This window comes from uncultured Campylobacter sp., from assembly GCF_937890585.1.
Classification (GTDB): Bacteria; Campylobacterota; Campylobacteria; order Campylobacterales; family Campylobacteraceae; genus Campylobacter_A.
In genome coordinates, this window is the sequence record NZ_CALACG010000030.1 from 1 (window position 1) to 8,677 (window position 8,677).

Consider the following 8,677-nt stretch of genomic DNA (forward strand, 5'->3'; position numbering starts at 1 on the left):
CATAGACGCCTTTGCAGCCAACACAGCAAAACTTAAGCCCGCCTTTCGCCTCTATCATCGAGCTTTCATCAAAGCTTTGCTTGCAGTGAGAGCACCTACACTTCACGGACGCTTCTTTTTAAGCTGATCTAAATAGCCATATATCGTGATCTTTGAGACATTTAGCTTGGCTGCTACAACCTCGATAGCGCCTTTTATGTTAAAAATGCCCTTTTCGTTCATAAAGCCAACGAGTTCTAGCTTTTGCTCTTTTTTAAGCTTCTTGCCCTCGTTTTTGGCGATGATCTTGTCGATCAAGCCTAAGACGATCTTTGTCACATCGTCATTTTGCTCGCTCTTGGGCTCATTTTCTTCAGTTTTTAAGAAATTCCCCGCCATTTCAAAAAGGCTCTTTGCCACGCTTGCATCGACATTTACGCATATTGCTCCGATGATCTCTCCGTGCTCGTCTCTGATAAAGGCGGTTGAGGACTTCACCAGCTTTTCGTCCTTTGTAAAAAAGTAGTTTGCCACGTAGTCGTCTTTGAAATTTTTGCTGTTTAAGACCTCGCTTACAAGGTGATCAAAGCTTTGTCCGACCTTTCTGCCAGTGACGTCGCCAGCTACATAGACGACCGAGCGCTGTGGGTTTGAGAGATCGTGTAGCACGACTTCGCAGGCAAATGGCGAGCTTTTTTGTATGAGATTTGCCGTTGGGATAAATGCCTTTAATATAGGATGCATCAGGCGCCTTTTGTTTTTGTTTAAGTTTAGCCAAAATATTTTTAAAATTTCGATAAGAAAAAATATAATTTTTTATGAAAATTTATGAAATTTAAGTGGTAATAATAATTTTTTATCTATAATTTTTTAAATTTTTAAGGAGAAAATATGAAAATTTATGAGACCGAAATTTCAAAAAAGAAAAAGGCTCACTACTCTTTGGCGACCGAGCACAACGGCATCCTCTACATCTCAGGTCAGCTTAGCATGGACCCAGAAACTAGGCAGATCCCAGAGGGGCTAAAGGCACAAACAAGACAAGCTTTAAAAAACCTTGATAATGTGCTAAAACTAGCAAATGCGACAAGAAATGACATCTTGATGTGCCGCATCTATACGCCAGATATCGACTTTTGGGACGAGATAGATGACGAGTATGCGCTATTTTTTGGCGATCATAAGCCAGCTCGCGTCGTAGTACCGACAAACAAACTTCACTTTGGCTGCCTGCTAGAGATCGAAGCCACAGCGATACTTGATAGAAAATTTTAAAAGGAGCAACAATGCCTAAATTTATCTGCTCAAAGTGCGGCAAAAGCGCAGATTTTGAGACACCTATATTTGCGTGCGAGTGCGGCGGGCTTTATGATCTGGAGTTTAAGCCAGCCAAATTTGATCTAAATTTAATCGACCAGCGCGAGTTTAGCCTCTTTAGATACCGCGAGTTTTTCCCTATCAAAAACGATCTTTGGCGCGATATCAGCCTTGGCGAAGGACTAACAAAGAGCGTGAAATTTGATGACTCGCTCTATCTTAAAATGGACTACACGATGCCAACGCTTTCCTTTAAAGATAGAGGTGCTGTGATGCTTATTTGGTTTTGTAAAACCAATGGCATCAAAAAGATCTTGCAAGATAGTAGCGGAAACGCTGGAAACTCGGTCGCTGCATACGCTGCTAGAGCTGGCATAGAGTGTGAAATTTACGTCCCAAAAGGCACAAGCGAGAAAAAGATAAAGATGCTTGAGTACTACGGCGCAAAGGCGGTTGTCTTTGACGGCACGCGCGACGAGACGGCAGATGCTTGCAGAAAAAGGGCAAAAGATGAGGGCATATTTTACGCAAACCACGTATTTAACCCGCTTTTTTACCAAGGCACTAAAACATATATATATGAAATTTACGAGCAGCTTGGCTTTGTCCCTGAAAATCTCTTTTTGCCAGTTGGCAACGGCACCTTGCTACTTGGCTGCGAGATAGCGCTAAATGAGCTATATGAGGCTGGAGTGATCAAAAAACTACCTAAAATTTTCATCGTTCAAAGTGAGAAGTGCGCGCCGTTTTTGGGCGCAACAAGCGAGCCACTTGCGATAAAGGCTGAGCCAACTTTGGCTGAGGGCATAGCGATAGCTAAACCTGCTCGTGGCGCTGAGATATTAGCTAGCCGATATGCAGGAGAACGCGAGGTGATCACGATAAAAGAAGATGATATTGAGCCAGCTAGAAATTTCCTAGCAAGCCGTGGCTTTTACGTCGAGCACACCACAGCAGCCATCTACGCCGCCTATGCAAGCTACGCAAAATCGCACAAGCTTGAGGGTAAAAGCATCATCTCGATGTGTGGCGCTGGGCTAAAAAGCGAGCACTAATTTAAATTTGCAGGTCATTTTGCCTGCAAATTTGCCTATTTTAGCGACTTTGGTCGTGGCATTTCTTGACAACAAAGTTTTATTTTTATAAAATGCCAAAACTTTCAAAAACTTTTGAAGCCCAGAATTCTACAATCTTATCCCCGCATTTAAAGAGGAAAAATGGAAAACAATAACCAAACCGAGCAAAGTGCTGCTCAAAGCACAAAAACTACAAAAAAACATCAAGCATCAAGAACCCACGTACCAGTAGATGGACACAAGATTGAAGAGCCAAGAACGCTTAGCTTAGACGAGCTAGTGCAGATCGCAAATGGCGTTGGCGTCGAAAATCCACGCGAATTTCGCAGGCAGGATTTGATATTTGAGATACTAAAAACCCAGACAAAACAAGGCGGCTTTATACTATTTACTGGAATTTTAGAGATCACAAACGAGGGCTACGGCTTTTTAAGGGCTGTTGATGCAAATTTAAGCGACAGCTCAAACGACGCTTATGTTTCAAACTCTCAGATCCGCAAATTTGCACTTCGTGTGGGCGACATCATCACCGGCCAAGTAAGGGAGCCAAAAGATCAAGAAAAATACTACGCCCTTTTAAAAATCGAAGCGGTAAATTATATGCCTCTAGCAGACGCAAAAGAGAGGCCATTATTTGACAACCTAACCCCACTTTTTCCAACTGAAAAGCTAAATTTAGAGTACGATCCGATGAAGCTAACGGGCCGTGTACTTGACCTTTTTACGCCTATTGGCAAGGGTCAGCGTGGCCTCATCGTCGCACCTCCAAGAAGTGGTAAAACTGAGCTTATGAAAGAGCTAGCTCACGGCATCGCAAAAAATCATCCAGAAGCCCAGCTAATGGTGCTTTTGGTAGATGAGAGACCAGAAGAGGTTACCGATATGCAACGCTGCGTAAAAGGCGAGGTATTTAGCTCGACATTTGACCTGCCAGCGCTTAATCACGTCCGCGTAGCAGAGCTAGTCATAGAAAAGGCAAAACGTCTAGTTGAGATGGGCAAAGACGTCATCATCTTACTTGATAGTATAACCCGTCTAGCACGTGCCTACAACACAGTGACCCCGCCAAGCGGCAAGGTGCTAACGGGCGGTGTGGATGCAAACGCACTTCATAAGCCAAAACGCTTCTTTGGCGCAGCTAGAAACATCGAGCACGGCGGCTCTCTAACCATCATCGCAACCGCACTAATCGACACTGGCTCACGTATGGACGAAGTGATATTTGAAGAGTTTAAAGGCACTGGAAACAGCGAGATCGTGCTTGATCGCAACATCTCAGACCGCAGAATTTACCCAGCTATCAACGTGCTAAAATCAGGCACCAGAAAAGAAGAGCTACTTCAAAAGCCTGATGAGCTTCAAAAAATTTGGGCTATTCGCTCTGCGATCGCGACAATGGACGATGTCGAAGCGCTTAAATTTTTATACGCAAAGATGCTAAAAACAAAAGACAACAAAGAGCTTCTCTCTATCCTAAACGAGTAAATTTAACTGAGCTTGAAGCGCTTGCTTTGAGCTCAAATTTCTTTTTTGCATTAAATTTCTCAATAAATATTTTCATAGATATACTAATTTAAATTTTTCAGTTTTATTTTTTTTTGTAAAATCCGAATTTCTAACTTCTACAAAAAGGAAAAATATGAAAACAAAAGTCGTTCTTTCAGGCATTACAGCAACACTTGCTCTTGCTCTAACTGGATGTGGTGAGCCAACAACTTTGGCTGAAATTTGCAAAGCTGATATGGGTAGTATCAAGCACTTTAAAGGTGAAGTGAAAGTCTATAAAAGGGTAAGCTATACGACCAAATACGACTATATAAAGGACCAATCAAGACTAGAAGAAAATGGAAAAGGTTATCTGATAGTAGATAAAGATACAAAGGTTGATCTAGATAAATTTAATGAAAAAGAATCAGACGATTACAAGGTTATAAAAAATAGCATAGCAAAAGAGACACCTTATTATTACGGTGAACAAAAATATGGAGAGATAGGTGACGAAAATGCGACAGAATTCTTAGCAACACTAGAAACGCTAAACCCAAGATGTATAAAAGGCGAAGAAATAAAACTAAACCGCAAAGATACAGAACTAACTCCGAAAAAATAACAAAAGGTGGGCTAACCACCTTTTAAAACTTATGTCATCTCACTTTAAATTTATAAATCACTTACTAAATTTTTCTATGTCTTGATTGATCAAATTTTCATACTCACAAAGCTCGTTGCAAGTTTTTTTGCTCTGCTCGATAAGCTCGTCAAATTTAAATCCAAGCATCACGATACGATAAAGGTTTGGCTTGTGTTTTCGCCAGTTGTAAAGCGTTGCGACATCAACGTCTAAATGATAAGCCATATCACGTTTTGTCATCTTAGCCACTTTACACTCCTTTTTTTGAGTGATTTTATAAATTTTATTCTGATAAGAAAACAATTGAATTATTTTATGTTTTTTATTAATTTCATTGAATATTTAAACTTTATTTAATATAAGAAAATTTAAAATAGCCACGTAACATTTTTTAAATAAGGAGTAAAAATGAAAAATGTAGTTTTAAAAGTTGCTTTAGGTTTAAGCCTAGCTAGTGCCGCTGCTTTAGCGCAAGGAGCCTTTGTTGGAGTTGAAGGAGACTACTCTTTTGGATCAAATTTAACAGCAAAAAGCGACAATGGCAAATCAAAAGCTAAAAAAGCACAACCAGGTCTTGGTCTAAAAGTTGGTTATGACTTTGACGTAGCTAGAGTTTATGGAGCTTACATATATGACTTTCAAGCCAAAAAGTCACTTGGTGACGAAGATGGCACAATAATAAAATGGAAAACTCATAAATTTATAGTTGGAGCTGACTACACTCCAAGCGTGGCAAAAGATCTTAAGTTAGTTCTTGGTGGCTATACTGGTTTTTCAAAACTTAAAATGGATGTGTTTGACATATATGATGGCTCTGAAAAAGGCAACGCAACTGGCTGGATACTAGGTGCAAGAGTTGGTGCAGAATACTCTATCAATGAAAATAATGCGGTTGAGTTTGGTCTAAAAGCTGATAGAACCGACTATGGTAAGATCAATAAATTTAATTTAGTCGATATTAAAGAGACAAACATCGGTCTTTATATGGGATATACATATAAATTTTAATCACCAGCAAGCTCAAATTTCAAAGCAAATTTGAGCTTTCATTAGAAACTATAAATTTACCAGCTTTTCTAAATTTTCGCCGTCTAAGCGGTATGTTCTCCACTCAAGAGATTGGTTTTTAGCGCCTATGCTTTCATAAAATTTGATACTTGGCTCATTCCAGTTTAGGCAGCACCACTCAAGCCTTTTTAAATTTTCATCCTTGCAAATTTGAGCTAGAAATTTAAAAAAAGCCTTGCCGATGCCTTGATTTCTGAACTCTTTTTTGACGTAGATGTCCTCAAGATAGATCCCGCCAAGCCCTAAAAATGTAGAAAATGTGTAAAAATAGATAGCATAGCCAATAGCCCTACCCTCACTCTCGCAAATAAGGGCTTTTGCGTGATTTTTATTAAAGATGGAGTCTGCAAAAATTTCATTTGTAAATGTGACTTGATCGCTCATCTTTTCATAGCTCGCAAGCTCTCTTACAAGCTCGCAGATCACGTCTATATCAGCTCTCGTTGCTTTTCTTATTTGAAATTTCATTAGTTATCTCCAAAAAGAGCTTTTAGATCCTTGACCATTTCGCCATTTTCGCCACTGCTGCTAGTTTTTGAGCCAAGCTCGTTTAGCTCGATCTCATAGCCAGTTAGCATGCTTGCTAGGCGGATATTTATGCCATTTTTGCCGATAGCTTTGCTCTTTTGCTCGCTCGCAAGTGTCACGATCGCCTTGTTTTCTTCGATCTTTACAGATGTAATGATAGCAGGTGCCATAGCGCGAGCTACCAAGATCGCTGGCTCAGTGGTGTATTCGATCGCATCGATGCTCTCACCATGAAGCTCTTTGCTTACGGCATTTATCCTAACGCCCTTTGTGCCGACCGTTGCGCCGACTGGATCGATGTTTGGAGTGGTTGAGATGAGCGCTACTTTTGCTCTTTCGCCAGGGATTCTCGCACTTCCTTGAATGATGATACCGCCGTCTTTTATCTCAGGTACTTCTGAAGTTAGCAGTGCTTCAAGAAATTTAGGTGATGTCCTTGAAAGTTCGACCTTTATGCCTAAATTTTTATCTGTAAAAACTTTTCTAATGACCGCTTTTACCACATCGCCTACTTTAAATTTCTCGCCTTTTATGCGGTTTTTACGTGGCAAGATGGCACGAAGCTCGTCTATCTCGATAAATGTGTTTTCATCGTTATCGACCCTTACAACTGGACCAAAAACCATGTGACCGCTCATCTCATTATATTTTTGTAAAATTTTCTCTTCAACTAGGCGCTGGATGTGATACTCAAGCTCCTTGTGAAGCGTTTGAGCGGCTGTTCTGCCAAGGTTATCAAGGCTTAGCTCGTAAGTGAGCTCATCACCGATCTCTACGCCATTATCTATCTTTTTAGCCTCTTTTAAGCTTAAAAAGTGCTCATTGTCTTCAGCAAGCCTCTCATCGTCGTTTGCTACGATTGAAATTTTTTGATAAAGCTTTAAATTTTTATTAGCATCGATGCTCACGTCATACTCATAATTTTCACCATAAACCCTTTTTGCAGTGTTTATCAAGGCTCTTATAACGCGCTCTTTTACATCTTCGATATCTAAATTTTTCTCATTTGCAATTGACTCTATAATGTCTGATATTCTTTCCATTTTTTCTCCATTGTGACGATAAATTTCGGGGATTTTTCGTGAAGTTTTGAAATTATACATAAGCCATACTTTTAATAACTTTAAGCTTGTTATTAACTTTTATTTAATCCTTTTTTTATGATGATTTGGGTATATTGACCGATTAAAATTTAAGATTTTGAAAGGATTAAAAATGGAGCTAAAACTTGCAAGAGCCGAATTAGACACAAAACCAAAAACGATTTCACTAGAAAAGATAGAGGCAGCTGTCGAAAAAGAGGGTCAGAAAATTTTCTATTTTGATAAAGAAAACACGCACAAACAACTAATCGCCTTAGTCGAGCACTTTGAAGAAAAAGGGCTAAGCGTTTATCACAGAACCGTGAAATACGGTCTTGATGATAGCGATTATATGTATGAAGTGCATATACTTTAATGAGTAAAAAGCTCTTTATCCAAACTCTAGGTTGTGCTATGAATGTTCGTGACAGCGAGCATATCATAGCCGAGCTCTCACAAAAAGAAGACTACTCCTTAACACAAAACATCGAAGAAGCTGATTTAATCCTTATAAATACCTGCTCGGTTCGTGAAAAGCCAGTACATAAGCTCTTTAGCGAGGTTGGAGCCTTTGAAAAAGCCAAAAAAAGAGGTGCAAAGATAGGCGTTTGCGGCTGCACTGCAAGCCATTTGGGTAGTGAAATTTTCAAGCGCGCACCTTATGTTGATTTTGTCCTTGGCGCAAGAAATGTTAGCAAGATCACAAAGGCGGTAAATACGCCTAAATTTATCTCAACCGACATCAACCACGACGAGAGCGAATATGCATTTGGCGAGTTTAGAGGCTCGCCATACAAAAGCCACATCAACATCTCAATCGGCTGCGATAAAAAATGCACCTACTGCATCGTCCCACACACCAGAGGCGATGAAATTTCCATCCCTTCAAGCCTCATCTTAAAAGAGGTAGAAAAGGCTGCAAAAAGCGGTGCAAAAGAGATATTTTTACTAGGGCAAAATGTCAATAACTACGGCAAAAGATTTTCAGGCGTGCAAGAAAATATCGATTTTAGCGACCTATTAGTAAAGATAAGCGAGATAGAGGGCGTTGAGAGGATAAGATTTACAAGTCCGCACCCACTTCACATGGATGATAAATTTCTTGAAATTTTCACTAATAACCCAAAAATTTGCAAGTCTATGCACATGCCACTTCAAAGCGGAAACACCAAAGTTTTGCGCGAGATGAAGCGCGGATACACAAAAGAGTGGTTTTTAGACCGCGCGCTAAGACTTAGAAAGATGTGCCCAGATGTTAGCATCTCAACTGATATCATCGTCGCATTTCCAGGCGAGAGCGATAGCGAATTTGAAGATACGATGGACGTGCTTGAGCAAGTTAGATTTGAGCAAATTTTTAGCTTTAAGTATTCGCCTCGTCCGCTTACAAAGGCAGCTACTTTTACAAATCAAATAGATGATAAAACCGCTTCAGAAAGGCTAACTCGCCTGCAAAATCGCCACAGCGAAATTTTAGACGAGATCGTAGCAGCGCA

11 protein-coding genes are annotated in these 8,677 nt (G+C 40.1%); 7 read left to right on the forward strand and 4 right to left on the reverse strand.

Annotated features, from left to right (window positions below; genetic code table 11):
- Positions 1–102: 102 nt before the first annotated feature.
- Positions 103–723: a PAS domain-containing protein gene (locus Q0296_RS00715; protein WP_298035666.1), complete on the reverse strand. Its 621-nt coding sequence runs from the start codon at positions 721–723 to the stop codon at positions 103–105.
- Positions 724–870: 147 nt separating this feature from the next.
- Here Q0296_RS00715 and Q0296_RS00720 point away from each other — a divergent pair, with 147 nt between their 5' ends.
- The 4 genes from Q0296_RS00720 to Q0296_RS00735 all read left to right on the forward strand — a co-directional run bounded on the left by Q0296_RS00720 (position 871) and on the right by Q0296_RS00735 (position 4,482).
- Positions 871–1,254 carry a RidA family protein gene (locus Q0296_RS00720; protein WP_103595119.1) on the forward strand — a complete coding sequence of 128 codons (384 nt, stop codon included), beginning with the start codon at positions 871–873 and terminating at the stop codon, positions 1,252–1,254.
- An 11-nt stretch (positions 1,255–1,265) separates the two neighbouring features.
- Entirely contained in the window at positions 1,266–2,351 is a 1,086-nt protein-coding gene (locus Q0296_RS00725) for a pyridoxal-phosphate dependent enzyme (protein WP_298035667.1), read from the forward strand.
- 162 nt (positions 2,352–2,513) lie between these two features.
- Positions 2,514–3,857: a transcription termination factor Rho gene (rho, locus tag Q0296_RS00730; RefSeq protein ID WP_298035668.1), complete on the forward strand. Its 1,344-nt coding sequence runs from the start codon at positions 2,514–2,516 to the stop codon at positions 3,855–3,857.
- A 154-nt stretch (positions 3,858–4,011) separates the two neighbouring features.
- A complete protein-coding gene (locus Q0296_RS00735; RefSeq protein ID WP_298035669.1) occupies positions 4,012–4,482 on the forward strand; it encodes a hypothetical protein in 471 nt (156 codons plus the stop codon).
- A 57-nt stretch (positions 4,483–4,539) separates the two neighbouring features.
- On the opposite strand, the gene Q0296_RS00740 is transcribed toward Q0296_RS00735, so the two are convergent.
- Positions 4,540–4,752 carry a transcriptional regulator gene (locus Q0296_RS00740; RefSeq protein WP_002941953.1) on the reverse strand — a complete coding sequence of 71 codons (213 nt, stop codon included), beginning with the start codon at positions 4,750–4,752 and terminating at the stop codon, positions 4,540–4,542.
- Positions 4,753–4,911: 159 nt separating this feature from the next.
- Between Q0296_RS00740 and Q0296_RS00745 the strand changes: the two genes are divergently transcribed.
- Positions 4,912–5,511 (forward strand): outer membrane beta-barrel protein, encoded by a 600-nt coding sequence (locus Q0296_RS00745; protein ID WP_298035670.1) that lies wholly within the window; start codon positions 4,912–4,914, stop codon positions 5,509–5,511.
- Between the two features lie 48 nt (positions 5,512–5,559).
- Here Q0296_RS00745 and Q0296_RS00750 read toward each other — a convergent pair whose 3' ends face one another.
- Together Q0296_RS00750 and nusA are read right to left on the reverse strand one after the other, a co-directional pair.
- A complete protein-coding gene (locus tag Q0296_RS00750) occupies positions 5,560–6,039 on the reverse strand; it encodes a GNAT family N-acetyltransferase (RefSeq protein WP_298035671.1) in 480 nt (159 codons plus the stop codon).
- Positions 6,039–7,142 (reverse strand): transcription termination factor NusA, encoded by a 1,104-nt coding sequence (gene nusA / locus Q0296_RS00755; RefSeq protein WP_298035672.1) that lies wholly within the window; start codon positions 7,140–7,142, stop codon positions 6,039–6,041. Before nusA ends, Q0296_RS00750 begins: the two co-directional genes overlap by 1 nt.
- A 172-nt stretch (positions 7,143–7,314) precedes the next feature.
- On the opposite strand from nusA, the gene Q0296_RS00760 reads away from it, so the two are divergent.
- Both Q0296_RS00760 and miaB read left to right on the forward strand, forming a co-directional pair.
- Positions 7,315–7,557 carry an HP0268 family nuclease gene (locus tag Q0296_RS00760; RefSeq protein ID WP_298035673.1) on the forward strand — a complete coding sequence of 81 codons (243 nt, stop codon included), beginning with the start codon at positions 7,315–7,317 and terminating at the stop codon, positions 7,555–7,557.
- A partial coding sequence (gene miaB / locus Q0296_RS00765; RefSeq protein ID WP_298035674.1) for a tRNA (N6-isopentenyl adenosine(37)-C2)-methylthiotransferase MiaB occupies positions 7,557–8,677 on the forward strand: 1,121 nt, incomplete at its 3' end. The genes Q0296_RS00760 and miaB, both read left to right, overlap by 1 nt.

Excerpts from the sequence above, each read along its gene's own strand:
- Q0296_RS00720 (WP_103595119.1), top strand. The coding sequence starts at position 871 with ATGAAAATTTATGAGACCGAAATTTCAAAAAAGAAAAAGGCTCACTAC.
- rho (WP_298035668.1), top strand. The coding sequence starts at position 2,514 with ATGGAAAACAATAACCAAACCGAGCAAAGTGCTGCTCAAAGCACAAAA.
- Q0296_RS00715 (WP_298035666.1), bottom strand. The coding sequence starts at position 723 with ATGCATCCTATATTAAAGGCATTTATCCCAACGGCAAATCTCATACAA.
- Q0296_RS00725 (WP_298035667.1), top strand. The coding sequence starts at position 1,266 with ATGCCTAAATTTATCTGCTCAAAGTGCGGCAAAAGCGCAGATTTTGAG.
- Q0296_RS00735 (WP_298035669.1), top strand. The coding sequence starts at position 4,012 with ATGAAAACAAAAGTCGTTCTTTCAGGCATTACAGCAACACTTGCTCTT.
- Q0296_RS00745 (WP_298035670.1), top strand. The coding sequence starts at position 4,912 with ATGAAAAATGTAGTTTTAAAAGTTGCTTTAGGTTTAAGCCTAGCTAGT.
- nusA (WP_298035672.1), bottom strand. The coding sequence starts at position 7,142 with ATGGAAAGAATATCAGACATTATAGAGTCAATTGCAAATGAGAAAAAT.
- Q0296_RS00760 (WP_298035673.1), top strand. The coding sequence starts at position 7,315 with ATGGAGCTAAAACTTGCAAGAGCCGAATTAGACACAAAACCAAAAACG.
- Q0296_RS00750 (WP_298035671.1), bottom strand. The coding sequence starts at position 6,039 with ATGAAATTTCAAATAAGAAAAGCAACGAGAGCTGATATAGACGTGATC.